Raw genomic sequence first — 18,090 nt, forward strand, 5'->3', positions numbered from 1 at the left:
CAAAACCCTCCTCAGTTCGCCCGGGCTACGGCGTCCGTGATCAGCAGATCGCCTTGTCTGACCTCTCCGGATTTCAGCACCGTGAACTGCCCGTCAGTCGGGCCGGTCTCGACCTGAACCCGTGTCGGCACCCCGGCGCGCAGGACCCAGACGGCACGGCCAGCACTCGAGGCATTGTCGCCACCGCGATTGCCGCGCGGGCGCGGCGGCGCGAAAAGCCGGGTCAGGAAATTGCCGCGGCTGCGCGCCGTTGTCGGCGGCGAATAGCGCAGCGCCGCATTCGGCACGAGGAGCGCATCGGTGACCGATTGCACGGTGATGTCCGCTGTTGCCGTCATGCCCGGACGCAGCAGCAGATCGGCGTTGTCGACCGTCAGGATCGCCTTGTAGGTGACGACGTTGGAGACGGTTTCCGATGCAAAGCGGACCGCCTGGATGGTGGCCGGAAAATTGCGATCGGGATAGGCATCGACCGAGAATTTCGCCGTCTGGCCTTCCTGAACATGGCCGACATCCGCCTCGTCGACGGCGACCTGCAGTTCCATGCGCTTCAGGTCGCCGGCAATAGTGAAGAGCACCGGCGCATTCAGCGAGGAGGCGACGGTCGCGCCGGGGTCCACGTCACGGGTCAGCACGATGCCGTCGATCGGCGACACGATCTTGAGCTTCAGAAGATTGAGTTCCGACAGCCGCAGATTGGCTTCGGCGGAAAGAACGGAGGCCTCGTTGACGGCTTTGGTGGCAAGTGCCGAATCGTAGGTGAATTTCGCCGCGTCCAGTTCCTGTTGGGTCGAAATGCGGTTGCTGACGAGGCCGGTCAGGCGGTCGAGCGAATTCTTGGCCGAGGCAGCCTCTGCGTCGGCCTTCAATACATTGGCCTTCGCCGAAGCAAGTTGAGCGCGGGCGCTCTGAACATCCGCTTCCTGCTTGTTGGTGTCGAGTTCGGCGAGCACATCGCCCTGTTTGACCGCGCTGTTATAGCTGACATTGACCTTGCGGACGGTGCCGGACAGTTCGCTCGATATATCCACCTGATCCGTCGGCTGGACCGACCCGGTCGCCGTGACGATCACCGAGAGGCCCCCGTTCTTCGCCGGCTGGGTGGTGTAGTCGTAGCGCGGGCCGCTGCTGCCGAAATAGCTGTAGGCGCCTGCCGCCGCAGCTACGAGAACGATAAGGACCGTCGGCCAGACCCAGCGGCGCTTCTTGCGCTGGTTTCCCGAAGCGGCCAGGATCGCGGCGAGATCGGGCGTGCCGCTGGTCTTTGTTGCCGGGTCGGATGTGTTCTGCACGTTCAACGGTTCGTCCTTTGCTGGGTAGCGATACAGCCGGGGCCAAGCCTCCCGCCGCGCCGTCATGCGGCGCAATCCGTCGCAAGCGTGGTCGCCAGACGGAATTCGTCTTCTCTCTCAATGGCATGAAACCGGAAGCGGTAAAACTTAAATATCGGTAACCTGCGGCATGTCAGAATACCCGCCGTTTCACCATGCCTTAAGAGCCGAGTGGTAGTAATAACGCACCCAATGACGGGCAGGGGTGTAGTGTTATGATTAAGAAATTCTCGGTGTTGGCTGGCGTTTGCGCAGTTGTTGTGATGTCCGCGGGTGTCGCTCACGCCGCAGACGATCTTGTGTTCACCCTGATCAATAAAACCAAGGGTACACTGGAGCGCTTTTATACCTCGCCGGAAGGCGTGGATGACTGGGAGGAAGACGTTTTCGGCGATGACGTCCTGGAGCCGGGCCAGAGCATCAAGATCACCATCCGCGATGGCCGCCGTTCCTGCAAATACGACATGCGCTTCGAATTCTCGGAGGATTCCAAGCTTGAAGACATGGAAGATACGCAGGACTTCTGCAAAATGGGCTCCTATACCCTGCATCAATAGTTCCGGCAGTTCTCCGAGGGGAGAATAGCCCTCACATTTTCGAAGGGCATGCATCGATATCTTCACTCGCGCGTTGTCGAAAACGCAGAAAAGGAGATTTTCCATGATCGATGCTGCAAGAATCAAGGAACACGCAGAAGTCATCGGCGCGGATGGCGTCCATGTTGGAACGGTCGACCGCGTCGAAGGCAGCCGCATCAAGCTGACCAAAAGGGACAGCGGAGAGGGCCGCCATCAAGGCCACCACCACTTCATTCCGCTGGAACTGGTCGCCGATATCGAAGGTGACAGAGTTCGCCTGTCGGCAGACGGCGATGTCGCGGTGACATTCGAAGAGGAACAGGGCGGCAAGGCCGTTCACTGATCGGATAGAATGAAAAAAGGCCGGCGCCTGGAAACAGACGCCGGCCTTTCGTATTCAGATTCCGGGCGATCACTGGGTAGAACCAGGGACGCCGAACCGTTCCGGCAGGAAGGCGGTTTCCGCCGGAGGGCCGCCGAGGCGATCCGATTTCGTCGTGGCGGTCGGTCCGGCCGGATGCATCAGAAGGGCGACGACAAGGCCGCCCGCAATGGCGGATCCCAAGGCAATCAGGACATTTTGGGCGCTCATGGCAACAGCTCCTCTATAGCCTGACAACACCCGGAAAACCGGAAAGTTCCGGCCGGCACCGGAGCCTTGAGATCAACTTGGCGCGACGGCCAATCAGGCTTTTTCCCGGGCCGTCTTGAGGGCGGTGGCCCACCAGGAAAGGTCGTCCAGCATCGTCTTCACGCCGGGTTCCAGATGGGTGAGTTCCGAGAGCGCCTTGCCCTGCTGCCAGACTGCGAAGAAGTCGGCGCCCTGGATGTGAACGCCCGGGCGGGTCGGAACCATCTGCAGTTCGACCGCGATCGTGCGGAAGTGTTCGACCGCACGGGCGCCGCCGACGCTGCCGTAACCGACGGCTGCCGCCGGCTTGCGGTTCCATTCCGGGTAGGAATAGTCGAGCGCGTTCTTGAGCGCTGCCGTGATCGAGCGGTTGTACTCGGCGATCACGAAGATATAGCCGTCGAATTCGGCGACCTTCTTTTGCCAGCGCTGGCCGACTTCGTTTTCGGTGGGGACCCAGGCGTTTGAAGCCTTTTCATTGAAGAACGGCAGGGGGAAATCGCGTAGGTCGACGATCTCAAATTCCATGTCGTCGCGCTTGGATGCCGTATCATAGATCCACTGTGCCGGCTTGTCGCCGAACCGCACGTCGCGTGTGCTGCTGATGATGATCGCAATCTTTGGCTTGGCCATGGAAACCTCTCGTGTTTGGAAAATGGATTGGGCGGGACCGCAGGAATATTGCGGTGAGACCGGGGCGGTCAAGCCGATCCGGGGGGCACGCGAAAAACATCATCCGCCTGACGCTGTCTCACGCTGTCAGTTCTGAGCTGAGAGCTCCATGGGAGAGGCCAGTATTTCGCCACCGCCAAGCGACTGGTCGGCATATTTGAATGCCAGGATGCTGAGCACCGAAACGATCATGACTACGAATATAATGCGCATAGAGACGCTCCTTCGGCCGGGCAAACGCCTTGTGTCGATGAAGGTTCCGATGGCGATTTCATCAGAAGACGGTAATTCGCGCTTAAGTTTTGGTTAAGGCGAGATTGACTCTACCGTTATCGCGCGCCTGACTTTCGATGGGCGGCTCCCATCTAAGCCCGCATGATTGAATTCCATAGGGCGTGGACAAGGACCGCCGCCGAAGCCAGGAGCTATCGGCGGATGTATGTCCTCGCCGCAGAGATCCTGGGCAGCGAATCTGCCTCCCGCGAATTGAAGAGAGCGGCCCGCCGGGTGGTGCGGGCCCTGGAGGACGTGGTGGACAAACCGATCGCCCATTCATTGGTGCTTGCTCGGGCAAGGGCGAGATTCGCGGAACTCGTTGCCGCGCTGGAGGGCTCGCGGAACACGGGCGGAGCAAAACGCTCGCCGCCCGGTTCACGTGACCGGGCGGCGCCGAGAAGATAAGGCGAGGTGAGGTTCAGCCGATCGAGAAGGGGACCGCGACGAAGGTCTGGCTTTCGCCACGCTGGATCAGGAGCAGGACCGATTTGCGCCCGGATCTGCCGGCTTCCGCGACCGCCGCCTTGGCTTGCCGGGCAGACTTCACGGACTGCTGGTTGATCGAGACGATGATATCCCCTGGCTGCAGGCCGGCGTCGGCAGCCGGCTTGTCGGGAGCGACGCTCTCGATCACCACGCCGTTTTCCCGGCGCGGCAGGTTGAGGGCCTGGCGGATATCCGGCGAAATGTCCGCTAGGCCGATACCGATCGTCGGAACGCGCTGGGCATCCTGCGCGGACTTGTCGTCATTGCCGGCGGAAGCCTGCTGCTGGTCGGGCTCGTTGCCTCCGACCGTAATGCTGAGATTCCGGCTTTGACCCTGACGCCAGACGGTGAGGCCTTCCTTGGCGCCGGGCGTTAGATCGGCGACCATGCGCGACAGATCGCGTGGAGATTTGATCGCCTGTCCGCCGAGCGCGGTGATGACGTCGCCGGTCTGGATGCCGGCCTTGGCAGCCGGCGTGTCGTCGTTGACATTGGCAACCAGCGCGCCTTCCGGCTTGTCGAGGCCGATGGCGCCTGCCACATCCGCCGTCACCGGCTGAATCTGTACTCCGATGAAGCCGTGTTCGATCGAACCGTCCTTCATCAGCTTGGCGACGACCTTTTGAGCCTGGTCGGACGGGATGGCGAAGCCGACACCGACGCTGCCGCCGTTCGGGGAATAGATCGCCGTGTTGATACCGACGACCTTGCCTTCGAGATCGACCAGCGGGCCGCCCGAATTGCCGTGATTGATCGGCGCGTCGATCTGGATGAAATCGTCATAGGGACCGCTGTGGAGATCGCGACCACGGGCCGAAACGATGCCGGCGGTGACGGTCGTGCCGATGCCGAACGGATTGCCGATCGCGAGAATCTGGTCGCCGGCATTGAGCTTGTCCGAATCGCCCCAGGCGATGGTCGCCAAGGGCTTCGGCGCGTTGATCTTGATGACGGCGAGATCGGATTTCGGATCGGCCCCGACGAGCTTGGCGGGGACTTCCGTCCCGTCGTCGAGGGTCACCTTGATATCGATCGCGTTGTCGATCACGTGGTTGTTGGTGACGATGTAACCGTCGGCCGTGACGACAAAGCCGGACCCGAGGGCTTCGGTTCTGGGGGCCTGGCGCTGCTGCGGCATATGGCGCGGTATGGGAATGCCCTGTTGGCCGAAGAACTGCCGGAACTGCTCGTCGAACGGCGAATTGTCGTCGAGGGGCGAGCTGTCGTCCGAGGCGACGTTCTGAGCCTTCATCGTGGTGGTGATGGTGACGACGGCCGGCTTGTCGGCCGAAACGATCGGCGCGAACGAACCACCCGGAGCGACGATCCCCGGAACGGAACCGGTAGCAGCCGTTGCCATGGTTGCGGCATGCGCGGCATTGGTGCCGAGAACGACCGGTACGGCGAGCGGAACCGCGATGATGGCGGCGCCGATGAGTGCCGCGATCCGATGTCTGCGAAGGATATTGGACATGGAGGTCTTCCTTTCAAATCTGCAGCCCCGACGCCGGGAGGCGGCGCATTGGGCGAAGAGGATCCGGGCCGCGCGAGGGAGCACGGCCGATCGATGGGGTTCTAGAGATTGACGAGGCTGAAAAGCCGGCGTTTGGGGAAACTGCTGCTTCAGGAACCGGTTCACCGGGAGGCGGGGTGAAGCGGCTTCGAACGCCTGACTATCGAAGTCGATTGCCGGGCGGTCCGGTGAGGTGCATGACCGGGCAGGGTGCCGGCGGCACCGGGGATTGCTGTTTCATTGGGGCTATCGAGCGCATATCTGAGCTCCACCTTCCGCGAACGGTTCTGAAACTGGCTCTGCCGTCGCGGCATTTCCGACCGTCGGCATCATTCAGTCTTGAAGACAGCAATACGCCCCGAAGCGGCGAAGGTCAGCTTAATTATAAATAAGGTTTGGGGAGCCTCATCTGCCGAATTTTCGGCCAAATCCTGGCTTCCCCGGATGTCCACCATCTCGCGAAGAATAGATATCTCAATGGCTTGAGACCACGCTCCGGATTTTCACCCGTCCGCATTTTGCCGCCGCAAACGTGACTTGGCTGTAATGAATGGCGTCCGCCCCGAAGATGAGCAAATTGTAATGGATACGGGAGGCTTTTGGCGATGCGGTTTCGCATGCCGGATCTAGAATGGACGGCCGACGTGATCTCGTGGCAGCGACGTGACGTCAATCGGTCGCCCGACCCCGTTCTAAAGCTAACGGCAGTCGCGTCCGGATCGGCTTTTGACAGACGGGCGGGATTTCGTCCACCCACATTGTGACGAAGCGGGCGCAGCAAGCCTGCCCGACACTGCGAACGACACAGCACCCGGAGCCTCGGCCTATGCGCATCAACCCACCGCGATCGCATTGGTGTCAGTTTAAGTGTATGATTTAATTGCAGAATGGTGAGAGCGCAGGGATTCGAACCCTGGACCTACTGATTAAAAGTCAGTTGCTCTACCGACTGAGCTACGCTCTCCCGCGGCCGCGGGTAAGCGCGTCCTTGAAAGTGCGCGGAACATAGGCAGGTGCCCCTTTGCGGTCAACCCGCAAAAACAGCAAAAATGCGGCTATCTGCCGCTTTTCTGCGGCTATGCGAAAAGGTGATTGGCATTCGCCGCGTCCGGCCATTACCTCAAGCGTAAGACGCGGGCTCCCGGAAAGGCCCGCCATCCGGAGCCACACGTGTCGATTGCCGAAATTTCCCTGCTGAGCGCGCTTCTTGCCGGTGCATTGTCGTTTCTCTCTCCTTGCGTGCTGCCGCTGGTGCCGCCTTACCTCTGCTATATGGCGGGCATCTCGGTGGAGCAGTTCCGCGGTGGCGGAGGGGCAGCGGTCATCGATTCGGGAGGCGGAACACGGCGGGCGGTGCTCAAGTCGGCGTTGTTCTTCACCCTCGGGTTCGCCACCGTCTTCGTGGCGCTCGGGGCCGGCGCCTCGACGATCGGCGTGCTCCTGCGTCAGCATCTCGATCTCCTGTCGAAGCTCGGCGGCCTGATCATCATCGTCATGGGCCTGAATTTTCTGGGTGTCTTCCGGATAGGCCTTCTCGCCCGTGAGGCGCGCTTCCAGGGCGGCGGCCAGCCGGCGACGCTCTCGGGCGCCTATGTCATGGGGCTTGCCTTCGCTTTCGGCTGGACACCCTGTATCGGCCCGGTGCTCGGCGCCATCCTCGGCGTTGCCGCATCCCGCGATACGGTCGGTGAGGGGGCGGCGCTGCTCGCCATCTATTCGCTCGGCCTTGCCGTGCCGTTCTGGATCGCCGCCGGCTTTTCGGGCGCCTTCATGCGGTTCCTGACCCGCTTCCGCCGCCATCTCGGCATGGTCGAGAAGGTCATGGGCGTCTTCCTGATTCTGACCGGGCTCGCTTTCATCTTCGGTTTCGTCACTTCGGCCGCGATCTGGTTCCAGCAGACCTTTCCAATCCTGATGCAAATCGGCTAACGGAAAGCGTCTTCCAATACGGCCCGGTCATTCGGGCAGGGAACCGATGGCCGATATCATTGCATTGCTGTTGCCCTTCTTTGGGCTGATCTTCATCGGTTATCTGGCCGCGAGGGTAACCAGGCAGCCGGCCGAGGCGCTCGGCTGGATGAATACTTTCATCATCTACGCGGCCCTGCCGGCGCTCTTCTTCAAACTTGTGTCCCGTACCCCGGTCGAGCAGTTGACCCGGGCCGACTTCATCTTCGGCGAGATCGGCGCGACCTATCTGGTCTTCTTCGCGCTATTCCTGATCGGCTTCTTTTTCCGCCGCAATTCGTTTGCCGATTGCACCATCCAGTCGTTTGCCGGCTCCTACGGCAACATCGGCTATATGGGGCCGGGCCTGGCGTTGCTCGCTTTCGGCGAGGCGGCGGCGGTGCCGGTGGCGCTGATCGTCTGCTTCGAGAACGCCGCGCATTTCATTGTCGCGCCTGCGATGATGGCGGTGGCCGGGGGCGACAAGCGCCCAGCCACCCAGGTCGCGGCCGATATCGTCCGGAAAGTCGTGCTGCATCCCTTCATCATCTCGACGGCGCTCGGATTTTGCTTTGCGGCATTTGCCGTGCAGCCGCCTGCGGCATTCCAGCGGCTCATCGACTACCTCGCCCAGGCTGCGGCCCCTTGCGCGCTGTTTGCCATGGGGGTGACGCTGGCGCTGCGGCCGATCAAGCGCGTGCCGGTGGAGATCAGCTATATCGCGGTCTCGAAGCTGATCGTGCTGCCGATGACCACATACGCCGTCCTGTCGCTGATCGGCAATTTCGATCCCGTCTGGATTTATTCTGCGACTTTGCTGTCGGCGCTGCCGACGGCGACCAACGTTTTCGTCATCAGTCAGCAATACGGCGTCTGGCAGGAGAGGGCGTCGGCGAGCATCCTGATCATCACGGTCGCATCGGTGGCAACCCTGCCGGCGCTGCTTTACCTCATCAATTCCGGCGCGTTACCGCCGGATCTCTTTCCGTAAGGCATCGACGACGGCGCGCAGGCCGCGGCCAGGCTCGATCCCTTCCCGCATCAGCAGGTTGCGAAGCGGCGGGGCGCTGGTGAGGATGTGCAGGCCGGCGGCACGCAGCATCTGGACGGGCAGGAAATCCGACAGCAGCGAGCGGTTGAGGAGATCGACGCCGACTGTGCGGCTGACGATGTCCGGGCCGCGCTGCCGGTTGAAGCGGTCGCCTGCATCCGCCGGGACCGGACGGTCGCCGGTTGCGGCGAGCAGTTCCGAAAGCGCGATGATGTCGCGGAGTGAAAGGTTGAGGCCTTGCGCGCCGATCGGCGGGAAGGCATGTGCGGCCTCGCCGATCAGCGCCAGCCGGCCCTTGCCGAACCGCTCCGCCATCAGGCTGGAAAGCGGCCATGCCTGTGCCTTGCCTTCGACCTTCACCTTGCCGAGCATAGACTGCATGCGGTCTTCGACCAGCCGCGACAAGTCCTCGGTTGGAAGCTCGACGAGACGGTGGGCTTCCTCCGGCTTCACCACCCAGACAAGGCTGGAGCGCAGGCCGGGCAGGGGAACCTGGGTGAACGGTCCGCTTTCCGTATGGACTTCGGTCGAGACATTGCCGTGCGGCAGGGTGTGGGCGAAGTTCAAGACCACCGCCGACTGCGGATAGGACCAGCGGCGCACGCCGATGCCGGCCGTTTCCCGAGCCTTCGACTGACGTCCGTCCGCACCGACGACGAAATCGGCGCTGGCAATCGTGCCGTCCGCCAATGTCAGCATCACTCTTTCGGCCGAAAAATCGAAGGTTTCCACGGTTTGAGCGACGTTGGTAACGTTGGGTTCCGCTGCTACCGCCGCATCCAGCGTTTCCGACAGTGCCCGGTTCGGTATGTTGTAGCCGAAGGCGTAGAGGCCGACATCCTGCGCCCGGAACTGCGCCGTTGGCGCGCGCAGCAACCGTTTGGTGCCATCGACGATCTGCATGACCGAAAGCGGCGCGGCGAAAGGCGCTATGCCTTCCCAGACGCCAAGTCGTTCGAGAAAGCGAATGGATTGGTCCATCAGCGCAGTGGTGCGCTCGTCGGTTTTTTCGAAGGAAGGTGCAATCATCGCCACCTTGCGGCCGGCGCGCGCGAACGCCAGTGCGGCAACCGATCCGGCCAGTCCCCCGCCCACCACGGCGATCTCGAAATGCTGCATGTCCGTCGTCCCGCTCTTTCAAAATGTACTCTCGATTATCTAGAGCTTCGCGGCGGGCATATCCATGGGGCACGGCAGCGCAGCATAGAAAAAGCAATGCTTTATGCCTTGCGGCGGGGCCAAGCCGGTTGCAATGCGCGGTGATTGGCCGCATACCTCGCCGGATGTAGGAAAGGCGGGACTGACGCGTGATCAGACGAATCTTCAATTACAGAAAAGTTCCGTATGCTGAAATTCGTGCTTTCTCGGTTCATCTCCTGACGGCATCCGGTTCGTTCCTTGCTTTTCTCGGGGTCGTCGCGGCAGCCGAGCATCGCTTCGTCGACATGTTCTGGTGGCTGGGGCTGGCGCTCCTCGTCGATGGCATCGACGGGCCGATTGCCCGCAAGGTGCGGGTCAAGGAGGTTCTGCCCAACTGGTCCGGGGATACGCTCGACAACATCATCGACTACGTGACCTACGTGCTGTTGCCGGCGTTTGCGCTTTACCAGAGCGGTATGATCGGCGAGCCCTGGTCCTTCGTGGCCGCGGGCGCGATCGTCGTATCGAGCGCGGTTTATTATGCCGACATGGGCATGAAGACGGACGAATACTTTTTCTCCGGCTTTCCGGTGGTCTGGAACATGGTCGTGTTCACGTTGTTCGTCATCGATGCGAGCGCGACGGCGGCTCTGGTGCTGGTCTCCGTATCGGTCGTCTTGACCTTCCTGCCGATCAATTTCCTGCATCCCGTCCGCGTCAAGCGGCTCCGACCGCTCAATCTGGCCATCTGCCTCATCTGGTGCGCGCTCGGCGGCTACTCGCTGCTCCTGCATTTCGAGACACCCGACTGGGTCGTCTACGGTGTCGTATTGAGCGGCATCTACCTCTATTGCATTGGCGGTGTTCTGCAGCTTTTCCCCAGTCTTGGAAAATAGTTGGGCGTTCAGGAAACCCCCTTTTTTAATGTTGTGCGAAGCAACAAAAACGGTATCAATATCAGTCGAATGTCCGGAGTGATCGCCGGATGTCGTCAAAGGTCAATACGCTGCGTCGCCCTGAAAAACCTCGAAGAAGGTAGGCCCGCAGTGAACGAGGGGGTTCAGTGACGTTATCCGAGGGTCCGGCGACCGTTCCGCTTCTGTCGGTTCGAGGTTTGACCAAGCTTTTCGGCAGCTTCGCGGCTTGCAACGCGATCGATTTGGATATTGCCCCCGGTGAAATTCATGCATTGCTCGGTGAAAACGGCGCTGGCAAGTCGACGCTGGTAAAAATGCTCTTCGGCGTACTGCAGCCAAGCGCCGGCCAGATCCTCTGGCAGGGTTCGCCTGCGACGATCGCCTCGCCGGGCGAGGCCCGCCACCTCGGCATCGGCATGGTCTTCCAGCATTTCTCGCTCTTCGAGGCACTGACGGTCGCGGAGAACATTGCGTTGTCGCTCGACCCGAAGATTTCGCTTGCCAGGATATCGGACGAGGCGGCGTCGCTTTCCAAGGCATACGGCCTGCCGCTCGATCCCCAGGCGCATGTGGCGGACCTGTCCGTCGGCGAGCGCCAGCGCATCGAGATCGTCCGGGCGCTGCTTCAGAACCCCAAGCTGATCATCCTCGACGAGCCGACTTCGGTCCTGACCCCGCAGGAGGCCGACCGGCTGTTCGAGACGCTGTTCAAGCTGAAGGCCGAGGGCCGGTCGGTTCTCTATATCAGCCACAGGCTCGAGGAAGTGCGCCGCATCTGCGATCGGGCCACGGTCCTGCGCCATGGCAAGGTCACCGGCGCCTGCGACCCCGGACAGGAAACGCCGGCCTCGCTCGCCCGCATGATGGTCGGCTCCGACGTCGCCGAAGTCCATCGGGACAATGCGGCGGCACTCGGCGATATCGGCGTCGAGGTCAGCAATCTTTCGGTTCCGGCGCGCACGCCCTTTGCCGTATCGCTCAAGAACATCACCATGAAGGTCCGTGCCGGAGAGGTGCTGGCCATTGCCGGCGTGGCCGGCAATGGCCAGGGTGAACTCTTCGATGCGCTCTCGGGCGAATATCCGGTCGCCGAAGACGAGGCGATCCGCATCCGGGGCAAGGCGGTCGGCCGCACCGGCATCAACGGCCGCCGCCTGCTTGGCGCCGGGTTCGTGCCGGAAGAGCGTCATGGACATGCCGCCGTTTCCGCCATGGCGCTTTCGGACAATCTCCTGCTCGCCCGCAGCCAGTCGGACAAGAAGGCCTTCCTGTCCGGCGGCGCCTTTTCCGTCATCCGCTTCGATGCGATCCGCTCCGCCACCCGCCGCATTTGCGAGGCGATGGATGTCCGCAAGAGCGGCGAGAATCCGCAGGCAGGCTCGCTCTCGGGCGGCAATCTCCAGAAATTCATCGTCGGGCGCGAGCTCGACCGGCAGCCCTCCGTGCTCGTTGTCAACCAGCCGACCTGGGGCGTCGATGCCGGTGCCGCAAGCCGCATCCGCCAGGCGCTGATCGATCTTGCCAGGTCGGGCTCGGCGGTCGTGGTGATCAGCCAAGACCTCGACGAGATTTTCGAGGTGGCGACGAATATCGCCGTGATCTCGGAAGGCCGTCTCTCCGAGGCCTATCCGGCCGGCACGCTGACGCTGGAACGCATCGGTCTGCTGATGGGCGGCGTCCATGAAAGCCACTCTGTTCCGGAGGCGGCGCATGCGCATTGAACTCCAGAAGCGCGCCCGCGTCTCGACGCTGTTCTCGGTCCTGTCGCCGCTGCTGGCGCTCGCGCTGACGCTCGCCTTCGGCGCCGTCATGTTCTGGCTGCTTGGCAAGAACCCGGTGAGCGCGCTTTACAGTTTCTTCGTCGAGCCGCTGCTGGAAGTCTGGTCGCTGCACGAACTGGCGATCAAGGCCGCACCCCTGATCCTGATCGCGGTCGGCCTGTCGGTCTGCTACCGGTCGAACAACTGGAATATCGGCGCCGAAGGCCAGTTCACCATCGGCGCGATCACCGGCTCGATCCTGCCGGTTTTGTATCCCACCTGGCATTCGCCGATCATCCTGCCGCTGATGCTGATCCTCGGCATGGCGGGCGGCGCGCTTTACGCCGGCATCCCGGCGCTCCTGAAGACCCGTTTCAACACCAACGAGATCCTGACCAGCCTGATGCTGGTCTATATTGCCCAACTCTATCTCGACTGGTTGGTGCGCGGTCCCTGGCGCGATCCGCAGGGCAATAATTTCCCGATCACCAAGACGTTTCAGATCGAAGCCGTCGTGCCGGAAATTCTGTCTTCGTCCGGCCGTGCCCACTGGGCATTCATCTTTGCGATCGTGGCAGCCGTGGCGCTGTGGTTCATGATGCGCTTCATGCTGAAGGGCTTCGAGGTCTCGGTGCTCGGCCAGTCGGAGCGGGCAGGGCGTTTCGCGGGCTTCTCAGCCCGCCGCATGGTGTGGTTCTCGATGCTGCTGTCGGGCGCGCTTGCCGGGCTTGCCGGGATTTCCGAGGTTTCCGGCTCGATCGGCCACCTCCAGCCGGTCATATCGCCCGGTTATGGCTTCACCGCGATCATCGTTGCGTTCCTCGGGCGGCTCAACCCGCTCGGTATCATCGCCTCGGGCCTCGTGCTGGCGCTGACCTATCTCGGCGGCGAGGCGGCGCAGCTGTCGATCGGCATTTCAGACAAGGTCAGCCGCGTCTTCCAGGGGCTGCTGCTCTTTTTCGTGCTCTCCTGCGATACGCTGATCCACTACAGGATCCGGCTGATCTTCGCAGGCACGAAACCGGCGGAGGCAAGGGGCTGATGTTCGAGGCCATCCTTCTCACCGTCATCACCGCATCGACGCCGCTGGTTCTCGCAGCGCTCGGCGAACTGGTGACCGAGCGCTCCGGCGTGCTGAACCTTGGCGTCGAGGGCATGATGATCATGGGTGCCGCCTGCGCCTTCGTGGCCGCGCAACTGACGGGCTCCCCTTATATCGGCATCCTCGCCGGCATTCTGGGGGGCGGGATCTTCTCGCTGCTCTTCGGTTTCCTGACGCTGACGCTGGTGGCCAACCAGGTCGCGACCGGCCTTGCGCTCACCATCCTCGGTCTCGGGCTCTCCGGCCAGATCGGCGAGGCCTTCGTCGGCCAGCCGGGCATCAAGCTGCAGCCGATCGTTTTTCCGTTGCTTTCGGACATCCCGTTTTTCGGTCGCGTCCTCTTTCGCCAGGACCTGATCTTCTACGTATCGATCGCGCTTGTCGTCGGCATCAGCTGGTTCCTGTTCAGGAGCCGGACCGGACTGAAACTGCGGGCGATCGGCGACAGCCATGCCTCCGCCCATGCGCTCGGCATCAACGTCATCCGCACCCGTTATCTGGCAGTCATGTTCGGCGGCGCCTGTGCCGGACTTGCCGGCGCTCAGCTTTCGCTCGTCTACACGCCGCAATGGGTGGAGAACATGTCGGCCGGCCGCGGCTGGATCGCGCTCGCGCTCGTCGTTTTCGCCTCCTGGCGGCCATGGCGGGTTCTGGCCGGCGGGTACCTCTTCGGCGCCGTCGGGATCGGCCAGCTGCACGCGCAGATCGTGGCGCAGAGCCTCGGCATCGTTATCCCGTCGCAGTTCCTGTCCGCACTTCCTTATGCGGCGACTATTGTGGTGCTGATCATCATTTCGCATAATCGTCGCACGACGCTCATCAATACGCCGGCCGCGCTCGGGAAACCCTTTGTCCCGGACCGGTGACCGCGGAACCAAAAACAAAACGTCTTCAAGCCAATAGAGGTTAGGAAATGAAGAAGCTGATTATCGCCCTTGCCGCATCGGCCGCCCTGATGGGCGGTTTTTCGACCGGCGCCGAGGCCCAGGAGAAGAAGAAGGTCTGTTTCATCTACGTCGGTTCGAAGACGGATGGTGGCTGGACGCAGGCGCATGACCTCGGTCGCCAGCAGCTCGACAAGGCACTTGGCGCCAAGGTCGAAACGCCCTTCCTCGAAAACGTGCCGGAAGGCCCGGATGCGGAACGCGCCATCGAACGCATGGCCCGCTCCGGCTGCTCGCTGGTCTTCACCACGTCCTTCGGCTTCATGGATGCCACGGTCAAGGTCGCTGCGAAGTTCCCCGATGTGAAGTTCGAGCATGCGACCGGCTTCAAGGCTGCGCCGAACCTTGCGACCTACAATTCGCGCTTCTACGAAGGCCGCTATATTCAGGGTCAGATCGCCGCGAAAATGTCGAAGAAGGGCGTCGCCGGCTACATCGCCTCCTTCCCGATCCCGGAAGTGGTGATGGGCATCAACGCCTTCGAACTCGGCGCCAAGTCGATCAACCCGAACTTCAAGCTGAAGGTCGTCTGGGCCAATACCTGGTTCGATCCGGGCAAGGAAGCCGACGCCGCCAAGGCGCTGATCGACCAGGGCGTCGATATCCTGACCCAGCACACCGATACCACCGCTCCGATGCAGGTCGCCGCCGAGCGCGGCATCCTCGCCTTCGGCCAGGCCTCCGACATGATCGCGGCAGGCCCGAAGACGCAGCTGACCGCCATCGTCGATACCTGGGGCGCCTATTACATCAAGCGCACACAGGCGCTGCTTGACGGCACCTGGAAGTCCGAGCAGATCTGGGACGGCCTGAAGGACGGCATCCTGACCATGGCGCCCTATACCAACATGCCGGACGACGTGAAGGCGATGGCCGAAGAGACCGAAGCCAAGATCAAGTCGGGCGAACTGCATCCGTTCACCGGCCCGATCAACAAGCAGGACGGCACGGCGTGGCTGGCCGCCGGCGAAAAGGCACAGGACGGCGTTCTGCTCGGCATGAATTTCTACATCGAAGGCGTGGACGACAAGCTGCCGAAGTAAAGCGAAGCGGCCGGCGCAGCCGAGGAAACGATCACGGAATCGGTTCAAGCGGCGAGCGCCGGCATCTCAGCGCCGGCAATGGCCGGCATGGAAAAAAAAGGCGGTCCGTGGACCGCCCTTTCTGTTTTCAATACTATCGGCTTCAGGCCGACAGCGAGGCGATGTCGATGACGAAGCGGTAGCGCACGTCGCTCTTCAGCACGCGCTCATAGGCTTCGTTGATCTGATCGATTCTGATCGTCTCGATTTCCGAAACGATGTTGTGCTTGCCGCAGAAATCCAGCATTTCCTGGGTTTCCTTGATCGAGCCGATCATCGAGCCGGACAGGCTCTTGCGGCCCGGGATGAGCGAGAAGGCGTGCACCGGCACGGCATGTTCCGGAACGCCGACGAGTACCATGGAGCCGTTGACCTTCAGGAGGCCGAGATAGGCGTTCCAATCGATCGCGACGCCGACCGTGCAGATGATCAGGTCGAACGTGCCGGCGAGCTTGGTGAAGGTCTCGGCATCGCTGGTCGCGTAATAGGCGTCGGCGCCGAGCTTCAGGCCGTCTTCCTTCTTCGACAGCGACTGGCTGAGGACGGTCACGTCGGCACCCATGGCATGCGCCAGCTTGACGCCCATATGGCCGAGCCCGCCCATGCCGACGATCGCGACCTTCTTGCCGGGGCCGGCATTCCAGTGGCGCAACGGCGAGTAGAGAGTGATGCCGGCGCAGAGCAGTGGGGCTGCGGCGTCCAGCGGCAGGTTGTCCGGGATCGACAGGACATAACCTTCCTTGACGACCACCGAGTCGGAATACCCGCCATAGGTCGGCGTCGTGCCGTCGCCTTCGACGTCGTTATAGGTCTGCACGAGACCCGGCATGTAATGTTCGTTGTCGAGGTCGCGGATCGCACAACCGACACAGCTGTCGACGAAGCAGCCGACGCCGACCTTGTCGCCGATCTTGTACTTCGAGACCGCCGAGCCGACGGCCGTCACCGTGCCGACGATTTCGTGGCCTGGCACCATCGGAAAGCGCGAATTGCCCCATTCGTTGCGGGCCTGGTGGATGTCGGAATGGCAGACGCCGCAATACTGGATCGAGATGACGACGTCGTCGGCATTCGGTTCGCGGCGTTCGAAGGTGAAAGGCGTCAACGGTTTCGACGCGTCGGTCGCGGCATAGCCTTTTGCAATAGCCATGGGAGCTCCATTCATCTGCTGGGTTGGGAGGGAATTGGACGGGCGGACTATGCCTCCAGGCCCCGCAACAGCGTTAGAGCGATCCTGCGAGCTTTTTGCACGATCCTGCAAAAGTGATGGCTTGCCTGTTGGTTTCGGGGGCAAGTCGGCATAGGAAAAGCGCTCGCTTGATCATTCCGGAGGCTCCATGACTTTGCCCTTCAATCCCTATCACGAGGCGGCTTCAATCGCTGCTCGTCACGTTCAGAAGGATGGGGAAGTGTTCACGGTCATCGGAAATCTCGTGCTCAGCCGACGGTCGATCCCGACCGCGCCGCTCTACATGGATTATCGGCCCTGTATCGGCCTGGTCCTGCAGGGCACCAAGAGCGTCAAGCTCGGCGACGAGGTGATCGACTACGGCGTCGGCGACTATCTTCTGACCTCGATCGAACTGCCGGTGACATCGCGGGTCACGGCCGCAAGTCCGGACATGCCGCATCTGTGCTTCGTTCTCGCCATCGATCCGGACAGGCTTTCCGCCCTTCTGGAACGTGTCGACGTTCCGAGGCCGGGTGCCGATACCGATGCGATGCGTGGCATCGTCTCCAATGTCGCGCCGCCCGAACTGCTCGATGCCGCCACGCGGCTGCTTCGGCTCCTGGACCGGCCGGCGGATATTGCGGCCATGGCGCCGCTCATCGAGCAGGAAATCCTCTACCGCGTCCTCTCTGGGCCGGACGGCGCACGGCTCCTGCATATCGCCACATCGGAAAGCCGCAGCAACCGGATTGCCCGCGCCGTCGCCTGGCTACGGACGAATTTCCATCGCACGCTGCGGATCGAGGATCTGGCGGACCATGTGGGCATGAGCCCGTCTTCGCTGCATCACCATTTCAAGTCGGTGACGGCGATGACGCCGGTGCAGTTCCAGAAGAAGCTGCGCCTGCACGAGGCGCGGCGGCTGATGTTGCTGGAAGGGCTCGATGTCGGCAGCGCCGGCCACCGGGTCGGCTATCAGAGCCCGTCGCAGTTCAGCCGCGAATACAGCCGTCTCTACGGCGTGTCGCCGCTGCGTGACGTGGACGCCATCCTTGCGGCAGAGTAACCGGGTACCGGCGGTCAGCCCGGGACCGTCAGCGCCTTGTCATTGCGGCACTGGGCGAGCTTGAGCTGCTTGAACGAATAGATTTTCGTGATCCGCTCGTCATCCGTATCGACCTTCATACAGGCGCAGGCGTAACCGTAGCTGCCATTGGTCCTGACATAGTCGCGTTCGGAAATGTCGGGGATGAGGTCCATGCCTTCGGGTTCATCCTCGCTTCCCTGCGATCGGATCGGCCAGTTGCCCTCGGCGTCATCCAGCCACCAGTTGCCCGGCGTGGGGTTCTGGAGCCAGCCGCAGCGGTTTTCGGCAGCCTGGGCGAGAACGGGCAAGGCAAGGAAGGCGAAGGCGGCAATCGTGCCGTATATCCGGTTCATGAAGGTCCCCCTGATCGTTCGGGCAATTGCATCGCCCTCCGGAAGTCCT

Annotated in this window: 18 protein-coding genes and 1 tRNA gene; 10 read left to right on the forward strand and 9 right to left on the reverse strand. The window is 62.1% G+C overall.

All coding sequences use genetic code 11. The annotated features are described in order from the left end of the window. Positions 1 to 11 precede the first annotated feature (11 nt). Positions 12 to 1,298 carry an efflux RND transporter periplasmic adaptor subunit gene (locus ACSQ8R_RS08215; protein ID WP_436252888.1) on the reverse strand — a complete coding sequence of 429 codons (1,287 nt, stop codon included), beginning with the start codon at positions 1,296 to 1,298 and terminating at the stop codon, positions 12 to 14. 248 nt (positions 1,299 to 1,546) lie between these two features. Here ACSQ8R_RS08215 and ACSQ8R_RS08220 point away from each other — a divergent pair, with 248 nt between their 5' ends. Together ACSQ8R_RS08220 and ACSQ8R_RS08225 are read left to right on the forward strand one after the other, a co-directional pair. Then, positions 1,547 to 1,888: a hypothetical protein gene (locus ACSQ8R_RS08220; RefSeq protein ID WP_436252889.1), complete on the forward strand. Its 342-nt coding sequence runs from the start codon at positions 1,547 to 1,549 to the stop codon at positions 1,886 to 1,888. A gap of 103 nt (positions 1,889 to 1,991) precedes the next feature. Further along, positions 1,992 to 2,252, forward strand: a complete 261-nt coding sequence (locus tag ACSQ8R_RS08225; RefSeq protein ID WP_436252890.1) for a DUF2171 domain-containing protein — start codon at positions 1,992 to 1,994, stop codon at positions 2,250 to 2,252. Between the two features lie 69 nt (positions 2,253 to 2,321). On the opposite strand, the gene ACSQ8R_RS08230 is transcribed toward ACSQ8R_RS08225, so the two are convergent. The 5 genes from ACSQ8R_RS08230 to ACSQ8R_RS08250 form a co-directional block, all read right to left on the reverse strand. Further along, entirely contained in the window at positions 2,322 to 2,501 is a 180-nt protein-coding gene (locus ACSQ8R_RS08230; protein ID WP_436252891.1) for a hypothetical protein, read from the reverse strand. A gap of 93 nt (positions 2,502 to 2,594) precedes the next feature. Continuing rightward, entirely contained in the window at positions 2,595 to 3,173 is a 579-nt protein-coding gene (locus ACSQ8R_RS08235) for an NADPH-dependent FMN reductase (RefSeq protein WP_436252892.1), read from the reverse strand. A 126-nt stretch (positions 3,174 to 3,299) separates the two neighbouring features. Next, on the reverse strand, positions 3,300 to 3,425 hold the full coding sequence (locus ACSQ8R_RS08240) for a hypothetical protein (protein ID WP_436252893.1): 126 nt from the start codon (positions 3,423 to 3,425) through the stop codon (positions 3,300 to 3,302). A gap of 481 nt (positions 3,426 to 3,906) precedes the next feature. Beyond that, on the reverse strand, positions 3,907 to 5,448 hold the full coding sequence (locus tag ACSQ8R_RS08245; RefSeq protein WP_436252894.1) for a DegQ family serine endoprotease: 1,542 nt from the start codon (positions 5,446 to 5,448) through the stop codon (positions 3,907 to 3,909). Positions 5,449 to 6,375: 927 nt separating this feature from the next. Continuing rightward, a tRNA-Lys gene (locus ACSQ8R_RS08250) sits at positions 6,376 to 6,451 on the reverse strand. Positions 6,452 to 6,657: 206 nt separating this feature from the next. Here ACSQ8R_RS08250 and ACSQ8R_RS08255 point away from each other — a divergent pair. Next, positions 6,658 to 7,416: a cytochrome c biogenesis CcdA family protein gene (locus ACSQ8R_RS08255; protein ID WP_436252895.1), complete on the forward strand. Its 759-nt coding sequence runs from the start codon at positions 6,658 to 6,660 to the stop codon at positions 7,414 to 7,416. Between the two features lie 46 nt (positions 7,417 to 7,462). Next, entirely contained in the window at positions 7,463 to 8,425 is a 963-nt protein-coding gene (locus tag ACSQ8R_RS08260; protein ID WP_436252896.1) for an AEC family transporter, read from the forward strand. Here ACSQ8R_RS08260 and ACSQ8R_RS08265 read toward each other — a convergent pair. After that, entirely contained in the window at positions 8,402 to 9,604 is a 1,203-nt protein-coding gene (locus ACSQ8R_RS08265; RefSeq protein WP_436252897.1) for a UbiH/UbiF family hydroxylase, read from the reverse strand. The two genes, ACSQ8R_RS08260 and ACSQ8R_RS08265, sit on opposite strands and share 24 nt — an antisense overlap. Before the next feature lie 188 nt (positions 9,605 to 9,792). Here ACSQ8R_RS08265 and pcsA point away from each other — a divergent pair, with 188 nt between their 5' ends. The 5 genes from pcsA (at position 9,793) to ACSQ8R_RS08290 (ending at position 15,391) form a co-directional block, all read left to right on the forward strand. After that, the gene (pcsA, locus tag ACSQ8R_RS08270) at positions 9,793 to 10,521 is read left to right on the forward strand and encodes a phosphatidylcholine synthase (protein ID WP_436252898.1); all 729 of its coding nucleotides are present in this window, start codon (positions 9,793 to 9,795) and stop codon (positions 10,519 to 10,521) included. A gap of 167 nt (positions 10,522 to 10,688) precedes the next feature. Further along, positions 10,689 to 12,263: an ABC transporter ATP-binding protein gene (locus tag ACSQ8R_RS08275; protein WP_436252899.1), complete on the forward strand. Its 1,575-nt coding sequence runs from the start codon at positions 10,689 to 10,691 to the stop codon at positions 12,261 to 12,263. After that, a complete protein-coding gene (locus ACSQ8R_RS08280; RefSeq protein ID WP_436252900.1) occupies positions 12,253 to 13,344 on the forward strand; it encodes an ABC transporter permease in 1,092 nt (363 codons plus the stop codon). Before ACSQ8R_RS08275 ends, ACSQ8R_RS08280 begins: the two co-directional genes overlap by 11 nt. After that, the gene (locus tag ACSQ8R_RS08285) at positions 13,344 to 14,270 is read left to right on the forward strand and encodes an ABC transporter permease (RefSeq protein ID WP_436252901.1); all 927 of its coding nucleotides are present in this window, start codon (positions 13,344 to 13,346) and stop codon (positions 14,268 to 14,270) included. The genes ACSQ8R_RS08280 and ACSQ8R_RS08285 overlap by 1 nt, the downstream gene beginning before the upstream one ends. A gap of 47 nt (positions 14,271 to 14,317) precedes the next feature. After that, positions 14,318 to 15,391 (forward strand): BMP family ABC transporter substrate-binding protein, encoded by a 1,074-nt coding sequence (locus ACSQ8R_RS08290; protein WP_436252902.1) that lies wholly within the window; start codon positions 14,318 to 14,320, stop codon positions 15,389 to 15,391. A 142-nt stretch (positions 15,392 to 15,533) separates the two neighbouring features. On the opposite strand, the gene ACSQ8R_RS08295 is transcribed toward ACSQ8R_RS08290, so the two are convergent. After that, entirely contained in the window at positions 15,534 to 16,580 is a 1,047-nt protein-coding gene (locus ACSQ8R_RS08295; protein WP_436252903.1) for an NAD(P)-dependent alcohol dehydrogenase, read from the reverse strand. Positions 16,581 to 16,767: 187 nt separating this feature from the next. Between ACSQ8R_RS08295 and ACSQ8R_RS08300 the strand changes: the two genes are divergently transcribed. Then, entirely contained in the window at positions 16,768 to 17,667 is a 900-nt protein-coding gene (locus ACSQ8R_RS08300; protein WP_436252904.1) for an AraC family transcriptional regulator, read from the forward strand. A 14-nt stretch (positions 17,668 to 17,681) separates the two neighbouring features. Here ACSQ8R_RS08300 and ACSQ8R_RS08305 read toward each other — a convergent pair whose 3' ends face one another. Then, entirely contained in the window at positions 17,682 to 18,041 is a 360-nt protein-coding gene (locus tag ACSQ8R_RS08305; protein ID WP_436252905.1) for a DUF4087 domain-containing protein, read from the reverse strand. Between the last annotated feature and the right edge of the window lie 49 nt (positions 18,042 to 18,090).

Origin of the sequence: Neorhizobium sp. LjRoot104, from assembly GCF_964253725.1 — a bacterium.
In the GTDB taxonomy this organism is placed as follows: Bacteria; Pseudomonadota; Alphaproteobacteria; order Rhizobiales; family Rhizobiaceae; genus Neorhizobium.